Annotated in this window: 14 protein-coding genes and 1 pseudogene; 5 read left to right on the forward strand and 10 right to left on the reverse strand. The window is 65.2% G+C overall.

The features are described from left to right. The 10 genes from EOA29_RS09400 to EOA29_RS09445 all read right to left on the reverse strand — a co-directional run. Nucleotides 1-318, reverse strand: a 318-nt coding sequence (locus tag EOA29_RS09400) for a biotin/lipoyl-containing protein (protein ID WP_348628869.1), incomplete at its 3' end; no start/stop codon positions are given. Between the two features lie 50 nt (nt 319-368). Beyond that, entirely contained in the window at nt 369-3356 is a 2988-nt protein-coding gene (locus tag EOA29_RS09405; RefSeq protein WP_126091190.1) for a 2-oxoglutarate dehydrogenase E1 component, read from the reverse strand. 144 nt (nt 3357-3500) lie between these two features. After that, complete coding sequence (gene sucD, locus EOA29_RS09410) at nt 3501-4403, reverse strand: succinate--CoA ligase subunit alpha (protein WP_126091189.1); 903 nt, start codon at nt 4401-4403, stop codon at nt 3501-3503. A gap of 12 nt (nt 4404-4415) precedes the next feature. Continuing rightward, a complete protein-coding gene (locus EOA29_RS09415) occupies nt 4416-4913 on the reverse strand; it encodes a DUF1579 family protein (RefSeq protein ID WP_126091188.1) in 498 nt (165 codons plus the stop codon). Between the two features lie 2 nt (nt 4914-4915). Further along, a complete protein-coding gene (locus EOA29_RS09420; protein WP_126091187.1) occupies nt 4916-5287 on the reverse strand; it encodes a cupin domain-containing protein in 372 nt (123 codons plus the stop codon). 4 nt (nt 5288-5291) lie between these two features. Then, on the reverse strand, nt 5292-6485 hold the full coding sequence (sucC, locus tag EOA29_RS09425) for an ADP-forming succinate--CoA ligase subunit beta (protein ID WP_126091186.1): 1194 nt from the start codon (nt 6483-6485) through the stop codon (nt 5292-5294). A gap of 24 nt (nt 6486-6509) precedes the next feature. Further along, nucleotides 6510-7478: a malate dehydrogenase gene (gene mdh / locus EOA29_RS09430; protein WP_126091185.1), complete on the reverse strand. Its 969-nt coding sequence runs from the start codon at nt 7476-7478 to the stop codon at nt 6510-6512. 500 nt (nt 7479-7978) lie between these two features. Continuing rightward, entirely contained in the window at nt 7979-9172 is a 1194-nt protein-coding gene (zapE, locus tag EOA29_RS09435) for a cell division protein ZapE (protein WP_127220817.1), read from the reverse strand. 247 nt (nt 9173-9419) lie between these two features. After that, nucleotides 9420-9977 (reverse strand): protease inhibitor Inh/omp19 family protein, encoded by a 558-nt coding sequence (locus EOA29_RS09440; RefSeq protein ID WP_245464843.1) that lies wholly within the window; start codon nt 9975-9977, stop codon nt 9420-9422. A gap of 190 nt (nt 9978-10167) precedes the next feature. Further along, nucleotides 10168-10611, reverse strand: a complete 444-nt coding sequence (locus EOA29_RS09445) for a hypothetical protein (protein WP_245464842.1) — start codon at nt 10609-10611, stop codon at nt 10168-10170. A 133-nt stretch (nt 10612-10744) separates the two neighbouring features. Between EOA29_RS09445 and EOA29_RS09450 the strand changes: the two genes are divergently transcribed. The 5 genes and pseudogenes from EOA29_RS09450 to EOA29_RS09470 all read left to right on the forward strand — a co-directional run. Beyond that, nucleotides 10745-11755 (forward strand): MBL fold metallo-hydrolase, encoded by a 1011-nt coding sequence (locus tag EOA29_RS09450; protein WP_126091183.1) that lies wholly within the window; start codon nt 10745-10747, stop codon nt 11753-11755. Nucleotides 11756-11820: 65 nt separating this feature from the next. Beyond that, nucleotides 11821-11982: a DUF1328 domain-containing protein gene (locus tag EOA29_RS09455; protein WP_082296467.1), complete on the forward strand. Its 162-nt coding sequence runs from the start codon at nt 11821-11823 to the stop codon at nt 11980-11982. Between the two features lie 116 nt (nt 11983-12098). Continuing rightward, complete coding sequence (dapF, locus tag EOA29_RS09460) at nt 12099-12983, forward strand: diaminopimelate epimerase (protein ID WP_126095699.1); 885 nt, start codon at nt 12099-12101, stop codon at nt 12981-12983. Beyond that, nucleotides 12983-14311 (forward strand): tRNA (N(6)-L-threonylcarbamoyladenosine(37)-C(2))-methylthiotransferase MtaB, encoded by a 1329-nt coding sequence (mtaB, locus tag EOA29_RS09465; protein ID WP_126091182.1) that lies wholly within the window; start codon nt 12983-12985, stop codon nt 14309-14311. The genes dapF and mtaB overlap by 1 nt, the downstream gene beginning before the upstream one ends. A gap of 13 nt (nt 14312-14324) precedes the next feature. After that, nucleotides 14325-14995 (forward strand): annotated as a pseudogene (locus tag EOA29_RS09470) (signal recognition particle-docking protein FtsY); the annotation flags it as partial.

Raw genomic sequence — 14995 nt, forward strand, 5'->3', positions numbered from 1 at the left:
CTGCTTGACCGTGGACGCGGCGTCCGGGCTCGAGGCCTGCGCCACCGCCTGCGGCTTGGTTGCCGGCGCGGCGGCGCCGCCGCCAGCCGAAATCGAACCGAGCAGCGCGCCGACATTGACCGTCTCGCCTTCCTTGACGGCAATCTCGGCAAGCGTTCCGGCACCCGCGGCAGGCACCTCCACCGTCACCTTGTCGGTTTCGAGCTCGACCAGCGGCTCGTCGGCGGCGATCGCGTCGCCGACCTTCTTGAACCACTTGCCGACGGTCGCCTCGGTGACGGATTCGCCGAGTGCGGGGACGCGGATTTCGGTAGCCATTGTGCCTGTCCGTTCTTTTCTCTTCTTGAGGTCTGTTTCGTCCGCTCTGCCTATTCACCCAGCGCGTCGTCGAGCAGGGCGGCGAGTTGGCTGAGGTGCTTCGACATCAACCCTGTCGCCGGCGAGGCCGAGGCAGGCCGGCCGGTGTAGCGCACCCGCTGATGCTTGGCGTCGATATGCGCCAGCACCCATTCGAGATAGGGGTCGATGAACGACCAGGCGCCCATGTTCTTGGGCTCCTCCTGGCACCACACCATCTCGGCATTGCGGAAGCGCGACAGTTCCGTGATCAGCGCCTTGGCCGGGAACGGATAGAGCTGTTCGACGCGCAGCAGGTAGATGTCGTTGATGCCGCGCTTCTCGCGCTCCTCGTAGAGGTCGTAATAGACCTTGCCCGAGCAGAGCACGACGCGGCGGATTTTTGAGTCCTTCACCAGCTTGATCGGCTGATTGGGCAACAGCTGCGCATCGTCCCACAAAAGCCGGTGGAACGAGCTTTCGCCCGACATTTCCGGAAGCGTCGACACTGCCCGCTTGTGGCGCAGCAGCGACTTCGGCGTCATCAGGATCAGCGGCTTGCGGAAGTCGCGCTTCAACTGCCGGCGCAGGATGTGGAAATAGTTGGCCGGCGTGGTGACGTTCGCCACCTGCATGTTGTCCTCGGCGCAGAGCTGCAGGAAGCGCTCGAGGCGCGCCGATGAGTGTTCCGGCCCCTGGCCCTCATAGCCGTGCGGCAAGAGGCAGACCAGACCCGACATGCGCAGCCACTTGCGCTCGCCAGAGGAGATGAACTGGTCGAACACCACCTGGGCGCCGTTGGCGAAATCGCCGAACTGCGCTTCCCAGAGCGTCAGCGCCTTCGGCTCGGCCAGGCTGTAGCCATATTCGAAGCCGAGCACCGCCTCTTCCGACAGCATCGAGTTGATGACTTCGTAGCCGGCTTGCGCCGCCGACAGATTGTTGAGCGGGATGTAGCGGTTTTCGTCGCGCTGGTCGTAGAGCACGGAATGGCGCTGCGAGAAGGTGCCGCGCTCCGAATCCTGGCCGGACAGCCGGATCGGATTGCCGTCGAGCAGGATGGCGCCGAAGGCCAGCGCCTCGGCCGTCGACCAGTCGATGCCTTCGCCGGATTCGATCGCCTGGCGGCGGTTGTCGAGGAAGCGCAGGATTGTCTTGTGCGCCTCGAAATCCTTCGGCACCTCGGTCAGCTTCTTGCCGATCTCCTTCAGCGTGCGCACCGGCACGGCTGTCTTGCCGCGCCGCTGTTCGTCCTGGTTGTCTGCGGTGCGCAGGCCAGACCAGGCACCGTCCAGCCAGTCGGCCTTGTTCGGCTTGTAGGACTGGCCGACTTCAAATTCCTGCTCCAGATGCGCGCGCCAGTCGGCCCGCATCTTGTCGACCTCGGCCTGGGTGATGTGGCCTTCGGCGATCAGCCTGTCGGCGTAGACCTGCACCACCGTCTTATGGGTGCGGATGCTGCGGTACATGATCGGCTGCGTGAAGGCCGGTTCATCGCCCTCGTTGTGGCCGAAGCGGCGATAGCAGAACATGTCCACCACCACCGGCTTGTGGAACTTCATGCGGAACTCGGTCGCGACCTTCGCGGCATGCACCACCGCTTCCGGATCGTCGCCGTTGACGTGGAAGATCGGCGCCTCGATCATCTTGGCCACATCCGACGGATAGGGCGACGAGCGCGAGAAGCGCGGATTGGTGGTGAAGCCGATCTGGTTGTTGATGATGAAATGCAGCGTGCCGGCGACGCGATGGCCGCGCAGGCCGGACAGCCCGAACATCTCCGCGATCACGCCCTGGCCGGCAAACGCAGCGTCGCCGTGGAGCAGCAGCGGCATCACCTTGGCGCGTTCGGAAAGCGGCACGATCTCGCCGCGCTCGCGCCCGGCGAGCTGGTCCTGCTTGGCGCGCGCCTTGCCCATCACGACAGGGTCGACGATTTCCAGATGCGAGGGGTTGGCCGTCAGCGACAGGTGCACCTTGTTGCCGTCGAACTCGCGGTCCGACGAGGCGCCGAGATGGTACTTCACGTCGCCCGAGCCCTCGACGTCGTCGGGCGCGGCCGAGCCGCCCTTGAACTCGTGGAAGATGGCGCGGTGCGGCTTGGCCATCACCTGGGAAAGCACGTTGAGGCGCCCGCGATGCGCCATGCCGAGCACGGCCTCCTTCAGGCCGAGCTGGCCGCCGCGCTTGATGATCTGCTCCAGCGCCGGGATCAGCGACTCGCCGCCGTCGAGGCCGAAGCGCTTGGTGCCCTTGTACTTGACGTCGATATACTGTTCGAAGCCTTCCGCCTCGACCAGCTTCGACAGGATCGCCTTCTTGCCGGTGGCGGTGAAGGTGATCTCCTTGTCGGCGCCCTCGATGCGCGCCTGGATCCAGGCCTTCTCTTCCGGATCGGAGATGTGCATGAACTCGACGCCGAGCGTCGAGCAATAGGTGCGGGTGAGGATATCCAGCATCTGCCGGATGGTGCCGAACTCGAGCCCGAGCACATTGTCGAGGAAGATCGGCCGGTCGTAGTCGGCTTCGGTGAAGCCGTAGTTCTCCGGCGACAGCTCGTTATAATCCTCGAGCGGATTGGCGATGCCGAGCGGGTCGAGATTGGCGTGCAGATGGCCGCGCATGCGGAAGGCGCGGATCATCATGATGGCGCGCACGGAATCGCGCGTCGCCTGGTGCACGTCGGCGTCGGAAAGGACCGCGCCGTTGACGACCGCCTTGTCCTTCACCTTCTTTTCGATGTGCTTCTCGATCAGGCCCCAATTGCCGTCGAGCGCCGAGACCAGCTCGCCATTGGCCTGCATCGGCCAGGAAGGCCTCGCCCAGGAAGCGCCCTTGGCGTTCTTGCGCACATCGCCGGCGTCGTCCTTCAGCGCCGCGAAGAAATCCTGCCACTCCGGATCGACGGAGGCCGGATTATCCTCATAGGCGGCATAGAGCGCGTCGATGTAATCGGCATTGCCGCCATAGAGGAACGAGGTGAGCGAGAATTGGTCGTTGGCCTGATCTTGTCTTGCCATTTTCGTCTGCGGAGCCTGGCTCCGTCTCCTTTCGAGGGGAATAGTGAGTAGTCAGTAGTGAGTAGAAGGTGGAAGTCCCCGCTCAGCTGCTACTCACCCGTTCGTCCCTTTTCACTACTGACTACTGCCCTACTCACTACTGCCTTAACCCTTGATCGCCTCGACCAGCGTCGTGCCCAGCCGAGCCGGCGACGGTGAGACCTTGATGCCGGCCGATTCCATCGCCGCAATCTTGTCTTCCGCGCCGCCCTTGCCGCCCGAGATCACCGCACCCGCATGGCCCATGGTGCGGCCGGCCGGCGCCGTGCGCCCGGCGATGAAGCCCGCCATCGGTTTCTTGCGGCCGCGCTTGGCCTCGTCCTTCAAGAACTGCGCGGCGTCTTCCTCGGCCGAGCCGCCGATCTCGCCGATCATGATGATCGACTTGGTCTCGTCGTCGGCGAGGAACATCTCCAGCACGTCGATGAACTCGGTGCCCTTGACCGGGTCGCCGCCGATGCCGACAGCGGTGGTCTGGCCGAGGCCGACATTGCTGGTCTGGAAGACCGCCTCATAGGTAAGCGTTCCCGAGCGGGAAACAACGCCGACCGAGCCCTTGCGGAAGATGTTGCCGGGCATGATGCCGATCTTGCATTCGTCGGGCGTCAGCACGCCCGGGCAGTTCGGGCCGATCAGCCGCGACTTCGAGCGGTCGAGCCGCGCCTTGACCTTGACCATGTCCATCACCGGGATGCCCTCGGTGATGCAGACGATGAGCGGGATCTCGGCCTCGATCGCCTCGAGAATGGCTTCGGCCGCGCCCGCCGGCGGCACATAGACGACGGAGGCGTTGGCGCCGGTCTTTTCCTTGCCCTCGGCGACTGTGGCGAAGATCGGCAGGCCCTCGCCCTTCGAGCCGGTCCAGGTCTCGCCGCCCTTCTTCGGATGGATGCCGCCAACCATCTTGGTGCCGTGATAGGCCAGCGCCTGCTCGGTGTGGAACGTGCCGGTCTTGCCGGTCAGGCCTTGAACCAGCACCTTGGTGTTCTTGTCGACGAGAATGGACATCGCGGCCCTTTTCTAAAAACCGTTGATCGAGGAAGGCGAAACGCGCCGGTAGAGCCCGCTCACCATGTCTTGCCAGGCATCGCTGCCGGCGGGCTTGAACTGCAATCGCATGCGGTAGGTATCAGTATCGTCAAAACTGTAAGTCACGCGCGCGGCGCCGCGCGGCGACGACCGTTCCAGAACCAGCCCGCCCCCGTTCCACGTGCCTGTGGCCGGCAACATCGGCACAAACCCCATGGAATCGAACTGGTGCATGGTGACGAGGCTGTTCTGCTGGTCGAAGCCGAACACATTGTGCGCGCCGAACGAAACCGTGCCGTCGCGGCGCTGGCGATAGCGCTGCACCACGAACAGGCCGCCGAACTGCGCTTCCGCCAGCACTTCCGAAGTCGCCGCGCCGGCATCGGTCCATTGCGTGGCAGCCACCTCTTCCTCGCCGCGCCACGCGCCGACCAGCGCCTGCAGGCGCTGGTGATCGGCCGAGAGGGAGGAGAAAGGCGCCGCGTTCATGGTCAGAGCCGCTTCAGATCGGTGACGGTGAGGTCACTCTTGGCGTTGCCGGTGTTGAGCGTCGTCGCCGGCTCGAACATCAGCACCACCGGCTCGGCAGTGAGTGAACGCGGCCGGTGCTCGACGCCGCGCGGCACGACGATGAAATCGCCCTCGCCGAGCTCGACCGGCCCGTCGCGGAAGTCGATGGCGATGCGGCCGCGCAGCACGAGGAAGGCTTCGTCCTCGTTGTCATGCGCGTGCCAGTCGAACACCTCGCCGAACTTCGCGACCTTGGCCTGGCTGTCATTGACATCGCCGGCAATGTGCGGATCGAAGACCTTGGCGATCTTCGCGTCCGCCGCCTCGACCAGGTTTATCTTGCGCGGAGGCATCCGCTCAGCCCTTCACCGCCTTGACGATCTTCTTGGCCGCGTCGTCGAGGTCGTCGGCCGACACGACGTTGAGGCCGCTGTCGTTGATGATCTTCTTGCCGAGCTCGGCATTGGTGCCTTCCAGCCGCACGACCAGCGGCACCTTCAGCCCGACTTCCTTGACCGCGGCGATCACGCCTTCAGCGATGACGTCGCACTTCATGATGCCGCCGAAGATGTTGATCAGGATGCCTTCGACCGCCGGATCCTTGGTGATGATCTTGAACGCCGCCGTGACCTTCTCCTTGGAGGCGCCGCCGCCGACATCAAGGAAGTTGGCCGGCTCGGCGCCGTAGAGCTTGATGATGTCCATCGTCGCCATGGCGAGGCCGGCGCCATTGACCATGCAGCCGATATTGCCGTCGAGCGCGACATAGGCGAGGTCGTATTTCGACGCCTCGATCTCCTTCTCGTCCTCTTCGGTGGTGTCGCGCAACTCCATCACGTCCGGATGGCGGAAGAGCGCGTTGTTGTCGAACGACACTTTGGCGTCGAGCACGCGCAGATGGCCGTTCTTCATGACGATCAGCGGGTTGACCTCGAGCAGGCTCATGTCCTTCTCGACGAAGGCCTTGTAGAGGATCGGGAACAGCGTGCCGCCGTCTTGTGCCGCATCGCCGTCGAGCTTCAGCGCGGCGTTGAGCTTCTTCACGTCATCCGCCGAGACACCCTTCTCCGGGTCGATGGCGACGGTGAGGATCTTTTCCGGCGTGTCATGCGCGACCGCCTCGATGTCCATGCCGCCCTCGGTCGAGACGACGAAGGCGATGCGGCCGACCGAACGGTCGACCAGGATCGACAGATAGAGCTCGCGCTCGATGTCGGCGCCGTCTTCGATATAGAGGCGGTTGACCTGCTTGCCGGACGGTCCGGTCTGCTTGGTGACCAGCGTGTGGCCGAGCATCTCGTTGGCGTTGGCGACGACCTCTGCCGCCGACTTCGCCAGGCGCACGCCGCCCTTGGCGTCGGGGCCGAGTTCCTTGAACTTGCCCTTGCCGCGGCCGCCGGCATGGATCTGGCTCTTCACCACATAGAGCGGGCCGGGCAGCGCCTTGGCGGCGGCTTCCGCCTCGCTTGCCTTGAACACCGGAACGCCGTCCGCTACCGGCGCGCCGAACGACTTCAGCAGCGCCTTGGCCTGATATTCATGAATGTTCATGCGCTTGGTCTCCGGGGAGGACGATTACTTGCCGGCGAGATGCGGGGCGATCTTGGTGCAGGCCTCGGTCAGGCCCTGCACGGCCGCCACCGAATTGTCGAACATCTTCTGTTCGGCCTTGGCGAGGTCGATCTCAATGACGCGCTCGACGCCGCCGGCGCCGATCACCACCGGAACGCCGACATAGGTGTTCTTGACGCCATATTGGCCGGAAAGGTGCGCCGCGCAGGGCAGCACGCGCTTCTTGTCCTTGAGATAGGATTCGGCCATGGCGATCGCCGAGGCCGCCGGCGCGTAATAGGCCGAGCCGGTCTTCAAGAGGCCGACGATCTCGGCGCCGCCGTCGCGGGTGCGCTGCACGATCTGGTCGAGCTTCTCCTTCGAGGTCCAGCCCATCTTGACGAGGTCAGGCAGCGGGATGCCCGCCACCGTCGAATAGCGGATCATAGGCACCATGCTGTCGCCGTGGCCGCCGAGCACGAAGGCGGTGACGTCCTCGACCGAGACCTTGAACTCTTCGGCCAGGAAATAGCGGAAGCGGGCGCTGTCGAGCACGCCGGCCATGCCGACGACATGGCTGGTCGGCAGGCCGGAGAATTTCTGCAGCGCCCAGACCATGGCGTCGAGCGGATTGGTTATGCAGATGACGAAAGCCTTCGGCGCGTATTTCTTCAGGCCCGCACCGACCTGTTCCATGACCTTGAGGTTGATGCCCAAGAGGTCGTCGCGGCTCATGCCCGGCTTGCGCGGCACGCCGGCGGTGACGATGCACACATCCGCGCCCTCGATGCCGGCATAGTCGTTGACGCCGGTCAGCCTGGCGTCGAACCCGTCGACCGGCGAGGACTGGGCGATGTCGAGGCCCTTGCCCTGCGGAATGCCCTCGGCGATATCGAACAGCACCACGTCGCCGAGATCCTTGAGGCCGATCATATGGGCGAGCGTGCCGCCGATCATGCCCGAGCCGATGAGCGCTATCTTGTTGCGTGCCATGTCAGGATGGTTTCCCTTTGTGTGTGACCGTGCCCCAAATCCTTGCAGACTTGATGACGGCGTCGAGGAGGCTGGAATGCTGCGAGGACCCGCGAGATTTCGCCGCACCGAATAGCTCCGGTGTGCAAAAAATTCAAACGATTATTTTGACCCTAGTGTTTTCAATCGGTTAGATGGTTTGGGAATTACGTAAACGTCAAAGTTTTTGAGCCGACTGAGGAGAACTTACACGATGGACGTCGAAATCAGAAGGCTTCATCCCGGCGATGACGCCCTTGTGATGCGGGCGCCAAATCTCCCCCCTCGAGGGGGAGATGTCGCCAAAGGCGACAGAGGGGGTCACCGCGCGTGAAGCGCCGACGCGGTCTGCGTCGAGCCCGGTCGAACCGACCCCCTCTGGCCTGCCGGCCATCTCCCCCTCAAGGAGGGAGATCGGCCGTCGCGCCGGGTTTCGCCAATCTCCTGCGATGCAGGAGGGTAGCGAAACAATATCCCTACCCTCACGCCTGCCGAGCCTCTGCCGGCGCCTCGACCTGCCGCCGCTCCGCCCAGCCTTCCAGCCAGTCGTGGCTCTGCATCTCGATCAGCCGCGAGGCGGTGCGCTCGAATTCGAACACTTCCGTGCCGCGCTTGGCGGTGTAGAGCTCGGAGGGCTGGGCGGCTGCGCTCATCACCAGCCGCATGCGATGGTCGTAGAGCGTGTCGATGAGCAGGATGAAGCGTTTGGCCTCGTTGCGCTTGCCTTCGCCGAGCACCGGCACATGATCTATGAAGACGGTCGAGAAACGGCCGGCGATCGCCAGATAGTCGCGCGCGCCGTGCGGCTTCTCGCAGAGGTCGGTAAAGGAAAAGCGGGCGGCATCGCCTGCGGCGCGCGGCACGACCAGGTGCCGCCCTTTCAGCGTGATCGTCACCTCTGCCGACGGCATGCCTTGCGTCATCGCCTCCCAGGCCTCGTCGAGCGCGCGGTCGGCCGCCTCATCGGCCGGCGTGACATAGACCGGCAGGCGGCTGAGCTTTTCCTGCCGGTAGTCCTTCTCGGCATCGAGCGTCAGCACATGCGTATTGCGTTCGAGCAGGCCGATGAAAGGCAGGAAGAGCTGCCGGTTCAGCCCGTCGCGATAAAGGTTCTCCGGCGCCACGTTGGAGGTGGCGACCAGCACGACGCCGTTGGAAAACAGCGCCGAGAACAGCCGCGACAGGATCATCGCGTCGGCGATGTCGGTGACGGAGAACTCGTCGAAGCACAGCACCCAGGCTTCGTCGGCCAGCGCGCGCGCCACCGGCGGGATCGGATCGTCCTCCTTGACGTCGCCATTCTTGCGCGCCGCCCGGTGCTTCTGGATGCGGTCCTGCACGTCGGCCATGAAATCGTTGAAATGGACGCGGCGCTTGCGCCTGACCGGCAAGAGCTCGAAGAACATGTCCATCAGCATGGTCTTGCCACGCCCGACGCCGCCATAGATGTAGAGGCCCTTCACCACCTCGCGCGGCTGCTTTTTGCGCGCGAACAGCCAGCCCAGCGAGCTGGATTTCTGCGCCAGCCGTTTCGCGGAAATCTCGTCGGTCAGGCGGTCGAGCGCGGCGACGATGCGCTCCTGCGCCGGGTCGCGCTCGGTCGTGCCCGTCTCGACAAGATGGTCGTAGCGCTGCTTGACGGTCACATGGGTCTGGAGGCCGTCACGCAGATGCATAGGTCACGTCATTTATATTGAGCAGAATGCTCTAAAGAGGGCGACAAGGTGTGCTGAGATTCAGGTCAGGCCGAGCCGAGAATGGTGGCTTACGAGAACCGGAGCGGAGCGTACTTAAAGTACGTGAGCACCGGCCTACGCCGGCCATAGCCTCAATTTGACTTCCGCGCCAGTCATAAGTGCTTCGGCCGGCGAAGGCCGGAAGCCGCCGTTCGCAGGCCGGCATCACCTGAATATCAGCACACCCTTACCTTGTAAGCGAGATCGGCTGCCCATTGGAAGTCTGGCCGTCGAACTTTTCGCCGCCGGAGGAATAGAGCCTGGCCAGCGCGCCGCCGTTTTCGTCATAGAGCGTCAGCTGCTTGCCGGCGACGTTCCATGACTTGATGCCGTCGACCGGAGCCGGGCAGTGCAGCGGCCCGGCGCGATAGCCGGCGCCGAACTTGGTCTGCGGCGTGGCCACCTTGCAGCTCTGGCCGGAGACGTTGACGTTCCAGACGCCGGCGACGCTGGCCGCGGTCAGGTCCGCGGCGCCCGCGGGCGCCGCGCCATTCGGCGGCAGCGAGGCGACCTGGTTGTTCGCCGGCGCCGTCGGAAACTGCGATGGATCGGTGGTGCCGGGGGCGGCCGGTGGTGGCAGTTGGTTCTGCGTCACCGTGCCGGAGGGCGCCGGCGTCAGCGGCGCCGGCTGCTGGTCGTCCATCGACGAGAACCGCGAGGTCGAGCAGCCGCTCGCGACGAGCGCGGCCAGCGATACGGCCAAAAGGCCCGTTTTCGAAAAAGTGCGGGTCATCGAAAAAGTCATTCCAACCTCCGTCGGATCCGGTGGGGGGCGCCGTCCGCGTAAAACACCTGCTTCACCAAGATGGCGAAGGTGGCAGAATTTCAACCCGATATGGTTAAAATAGGGTTTTCGGAACTGGTGTTGCAAATTTATCGCAAGGCGTCGGGCGCCCGGGTCACGCCGGGAGTCTGGGTCGTAACATATTGAAATTTCAGGCTTGCAGGCGCGCGCAGGGCACGAAGACATAGCCGTCCGGGCCGACGATGTGGCATTCGCGCAAGCCATGCGGCTTGTCGATCGAGCCGGCAAGCACGATGTGGCCGAGTGCCGCCGCCTTTTTCTCCACCGCGTCCGGATCGGCGCCATAAAGGCGCAATTCGATGCCGGCGCCGCGCGTCTCGGCACCGGCGATGACGCCGGTCATCGGATTGTCGAGAAAGCTATGGTCGGCATGCAGCATGAAGATCGAGCCCAGCAGCGCGATCGCCGCGAAATCCTCGTCGGCATAGATGATTTCGGCGCCGAGCACGTCGCGGCAGAAGGCCTCCATCGCCGCCATGTCGGTGACCAAGAGGTTCACGCCCACCCCACGCGGCAGCGAGCGGCCGAAATCCTCGGCCTTCATCCACGGCGTCTTGGTTCGTTTCTTTGCCACGGCGTTGTCCCTTCCACGCCACCGACCCTATACGAGGCCGGCCCCCGGCCCTTGGCATTCGCCAGCGAAATGCTTGCGCCAGTCGGCCGCGACCTTATTTCTGGGAAGTGGAACAGAGCGGACGGGAGAGACGATGGCCGCCGGAAAGAGAGCAGCCAACCGCTATTACAGCGGCCCGCCCAGCGACCATTTCGACGGCGCCCTGTTCTTCAATCCCGACGGCAAGCCGCCCGGGCGCTTCGCCGATCTTCTCAAATGGCAATTGAACGGCGGGCGCTCGAAATGGCCGGCGGCCCATCCAAGCCCTTATCCGCAAGCGAAGCCGGACAGACGCGTCGAAGGCAAGATGCTGCGGCTCATCATGGTCGGCCACGCCTCGCTGCTCGTCCAGACCGCCGGATTGAACATTCTGATCGACCCGGTCTGGTCCGAGCGCGCCTCGCCCTTCGCCTTCGCCGGCCCGAAACGGGTCAATGCGCCAGGCATTGCCTTCTCCGACCTGCCGCCGCTCGATCTCGTATTGGTCAGCCACAACCACTACGACCATCTCGACCTCGCCACGCTGCGGCGGTTGAAGCACGGCCATGATCCATTGGTGGTCACGCCGCTCGGCAACGACGCCATCATCGGCAGCGCCGTGCCCGGCATCAGGCTCACGGCGCATGACTGGGGCGACAGGATCGAGGTCGGCAACGGCGCCGTCATCCATATCGAGCCGGCGCATCACTGGTCGGCGCGCGGGGCGCGCGACCGCCGCATGGCGCTGTGGGCGGGCTTCGTGATCGAGACGGCGGGCGGCAAGGTCTATTTCGCCGGCGACACCGGCTTCCATGGCGGGACCAACTACCGGCTGATGGCGGAAAAACACGGCGGCTTTCGGCTGGCCATCCTGCCGATCGGCGCCTACGAGCCGCGCTGGTTCATGGCGCCGCAGCATCAGAACCCGGAGGAAGCCGTGCAGGGCATGAAGCTGTGCAACGCCGCCCACGCCGCCGGCTGCCACTGGGGCACCTTCCAGCTCACCGACGAGCCGATCGACGAGCCGGCGCAAAGGCTGGCCGAGGCATTGGCGGCCGAAGGCTTTTCGCACGAGCGTTTCCGCGCCATGCGTCCGGGCGAAGTGTGGGACGTGCCGTCGGCCTAGGTCGCGGAACCTGAAGCGCAAAGCCGCGTTGCTTCCTTGACACAATTCGGCAGGGAGCCCGTCTCATGATCAAGTGGATCATCATTCTTCTGATTGTCGCCGCGGCCGCGAGCCTGCTCGGCATGCCGGCGCTGGCCGGCGCTGCCGCCTTGGGCGCGCGCATCCTGATCGGCATCGTGCTGATCATCTTCCTGCTGATCGTGCTCGGCGTCTTCGCGGTAACCTAAGCGCGACCTCTTGGTCGTCGCAGCGCGACCTCTTGGTCGTCGCTGGCGCGCCGGACTGGTAATTCCCGCCCGTTTCCGCCATATAGCGCCAAACGGACGCGGAAATGACGGGAAAGATGGCAGGCACTGCCCCCTTCGCCAAGATGAACGGCATCGGCAACGAGATCATCGTTGCCGACATGCGCGGCCGTGCCGACAGGGTGACGGCCGCCGCGGCCATCGCGCTCAACGCCGATGCGGCGACGAAGTTCGACCAGATCATGGCGATCCACGATGCGCGGACGGCTGGCACCGCCTACTATGTCGACATCTTGAATTCGGACGGCACCGGGGCGCAGGCCTGCGGCAACGGCATGCGCTGCGTGGTGCAGGCTCTAGCCGCCGAGACCGGACAGAAGATCTTCACCTTCGAGACCCGCGCCGGCATCCTCAACGCCAAGGAACATGCAGACGGGACGATCTCGGTCGACATGGGCAAGCCGCGCTTCGGCTGGCAGGAGATCCCGCTGGCGGAAGAGTTCCGCGACACGCGCATGATCGAATTGCAGATCGGCCCGATCGATGCGCCGGTGCTGCACTCGCCTTCGGTCGTGTCGATGGGCAACCCGCACGCCATCTTCTGGGTCGACCGCGACGTCTGGTCCTACGAGTTGGACCGCTTCGGCCCGCTGCTCGAAAACCATCCGATCTTTCCCGAGCGCGCCAACATCACCATCGCTCAGGTGACTTCGCCTGAGACGATGATCATCCGCACCTGGGAGCGCGGCGCCGGCCTCACCAAGGCCTGCGGCTCGGCGGCCTGCGCCGCCGTGGTGGCGGCTGCCCGCACCAAGCGCACCGGCCGCAGCGTCTCGCTGATGACGCCCGGCGGCGGCGAGCTCAATGTCGAGTGGCGCGACGACGATCACGTCATCCTCACGGGCGCCGCCGAATGGGAATTCTCCGGCAGCTTCGACCCCTCGACCGGCGCCTGGGCACGCGACACCGAAAGCGCCGCGTGATGTCCGCTCTTGCCAAAGGTCCGGCGGCCGAAGGGCCCATCGCCACGGGCATTGACGTGGTCACGTTCGGCTGCCGCCTCAACACCTATGAATCGGAAGTGATGCGCCGCGAGGCCGAAAGCGCCGGCCTCGGAGCGCTCCCAGGCGGCGCCGTCATCTTCAACACTTGCGCCGTCACCGCAGAAGCGGTGCGCCAGGCCAAGCAGGCGATCCGCAAGGCCCGCCGCGAGAACCCTGAGGCGCGCATCATCGTCACCGGCTGCGCGGCGCAGACCGAGCCGCAGAACTTCGCCGCCATGGACGAGGTCGACCTCGTGCTCGGCAATGAAGAGAAGCTCAAGGCGAACTCCTACCGCGCGCTGCCCGATTTCGGCGTCAACGACACCGAGAAGGCGCGCGTCAACGACATCTTCTCGGTGCGCGAGACGGCGAGCCACATGGTCGACGCTATCGAAGGCCGGGCGCGCGCTTTCGTCCAGGTGCAGAACGGCTGCGACCATCGCTGCACCTTCTGCATCATCCCGTACGGCCGCGGCAATTCGCGCTCGGTGCCGATGGGCGCCGTGGTCGAACAGGTGAAGCGTCTGGCCGATAATGGTTATGCCGAGATCGTGCTCACCGGCGTCGACATGACCAGTTTCGGCGCCGATCTGCCCAGCAGCCCGAAGCTCGGCAGGCTGGTGAAGACGATCCTGCGCCAGGTGCCGCAGGTGAAGCGGCTCAGGCTCTCCTCGATCGATTCCATCGAGGCCGACGACGACCTGCTCGACGCCATTGCCACCGAGCCGAGGCTGATGCCGCATCTGCATCTGTCGCTGCAGTCGGGCGACGACATGATCCTGAAGCGCATGAAGCGCCGGCATTCGCGCGACCAGTCGATCCGCTTCTGCGAGGACGTGCGCAAGCTCCGCCCCGGCATCGTCTTCGGCGCCGACATCATCGCCGGCTTCCCGACCGAGACCGAGGCGATGTTCGAGAACTCGGAAAAGATTGTCGAGGAGTGCGGCCTCACGCACCTCCACGTCTTCCCGTTCAGCCCGCGCGAGGGCACGCCCGCCGCACGCATGCCGCAGGTCCGCCGCGAGGTGGTCAAGCAGCGCGCCGCAAGGCTGCGCGCCGCCGGCGAGGCCGCCTATCGCCGTCATCTGGCGTCCCTTGCCGGCACCCGCCAGTCAATCCTGGTCGAGCGCGACGGGCTCGGTCGCACCGAAGGCTTCACGCTTGCCGCGATTGCCGCTGGCCAGCCGGGCGAGATCGTCGAGGCTGTTGTCACCGGCCATGACGGCACCCGCCTGATCGCGGCCCCGCTTGCCGCCCAAGCCGCCTGAGACTGCGAGAAGCATGGCTGGTTTCTTCAAGAAGATATTTTCGTTCGGCAAGAAAGAGGTCGTCGAGGAGCGTATCGACGAGACCGCGCCCCTGCCGCCGATCAAATGGGACGCGCTGGAGGCGCTGAAACCGGAAGCCGAGCAGGCTGCGCCGGAGCAGGAGCCTGCGCCCTACCCTCCCCTCGATGGGGAGGGTCGCCACGAAGTGGCGGGGCGGGGTGAAAGCGCCGACGCCGGCGCCAGTCACCCCCGAGCTGCGCTCGGGACCTCCCCCATCGAGGGGGAGGTAGGGTCAGCGCTCGAACCGGCACCCACGCCTCAACCGGCGCCCGAGGAGCCGAAACCCGAGCCTGCTCCGGCCATCCCGCCCGCGCCGGAGCCCGTCATTCCGTCCGAGCCGGAACCGCTGCCCGAGCCCAAGCCGGAAGAAGAACCGCAACCGGCTCCGGAGACACCCGAGCCGCCGGCGCCGGAAGAAGTGCCGGTGCCGCCGGCCGAGCCCATACCGGGCCCTGCGCCCGAGCCGAAACCGCAGGAAGTGCCGCCGCCCGCCCCGACCGAGCCGGACATCGTGCCGTCGCGACCGGAAAGGCTGCCGGAACCGGCGCCCGTCGAAGTGCCGACGCCACCGAGCGAGGTTCCAGCCGAGACGCCGACACCTCTCGAAATCCCGCCGGCGGAAGC

Source organism: Mesorhizobium sp. M1E.F.Ca.ET.063.01.1.1, assembly GCF_003998155.1.
Taxonomy (GTDB): Bacteria; Pseudomonadota; Alphaproteobacteria; order Rhizobiales; family Rhizobiaceae; genus Mesorhizobium.

Bases quoted from the DNA above. Each gene is read 5' to 3' on its own strand.
- zapE (WP_127220817.1), bottom strand. From the start codon at position 9,172: ATGCATCTGCGTGACGGCCTCCAGACCCATGTGACCGTCAAGCAGCGC.
- mtaB (WP_126091182.1), top strand. From the start codon at position 12,983: ATGTCCGCTCTTGCCAAAGGTCCGGCGGCCGAAGGGCCCATCGCCACG.
- dapF (WP_126095699.1), top strand. From the start codon at position 12,099: ATGGCAGGCACTGCCCCCTTCGCCAAGATGAACGGCATCGGCAACGAG.
- sucC (WP_126091186.1), bottom strand. From the start codon at position 6,485: ATGAACATTCATGAATATCAGGCCAAGGCGCTGCTGAAGTCGTTCGGC.
- EOA29_RS09455 (WP_082296467.1), top strand. From the start codon at position 11,821: ATGATCAAGTGGATCATCATTCTTCTGATTGTCGCCGCGGCCGCGAGC.
- EOA29_RS09450 (WP_126091183.1), top strand. From the start codon at position 10,745: ATGGCCGCCGGAAAGAGAGCAGCCAACCGCTATTACAGCGGCCCGCCC.
- sucD (WP_126091189.1), bottom strand. From the start codon at position 4,403: ATGTCCATTCTCGTCGACAAGAACACCAAGGTGCTGGTTCAAGGCCTG.
- mdh (WP_126091185.1), bottom strand. From the start codon at position 7,478: ATGGCACGCAACAAGATAGCGCTCATCGGCTCGGGCATGATCGGCGGC.
- EOA29_RS09405 (WP_126091190.1), bottom strand. From the start codon at position 3,356: ATGGCAAGACAAGATCAGGCCAACGACCAATTCTCGCTCACCTCGTTC.
- EOA29_RS09415 (WP_126091188.1), bottom strand. From the start codon at position 4,913: ATGAACGCGGCGCCTTTCTCCTCCCTCTCGGCCGATCACCAGCGCCTG.
- EOA29_RS09440 (WP_245464843.1), bottom strand. From the start codon at position 9,977: ATGACTTTTTCGATGACCCGCACTTTTTCGAAAACGGGCCTTTTGGCC.
- EOA29_RS09420 (WP_126091187.1), bottom strand. From the start codon at position 5,287: ATGCCTCCGCGCAAGATAAACCTGGTCGAGGCGGCGGACGCGAAGATC.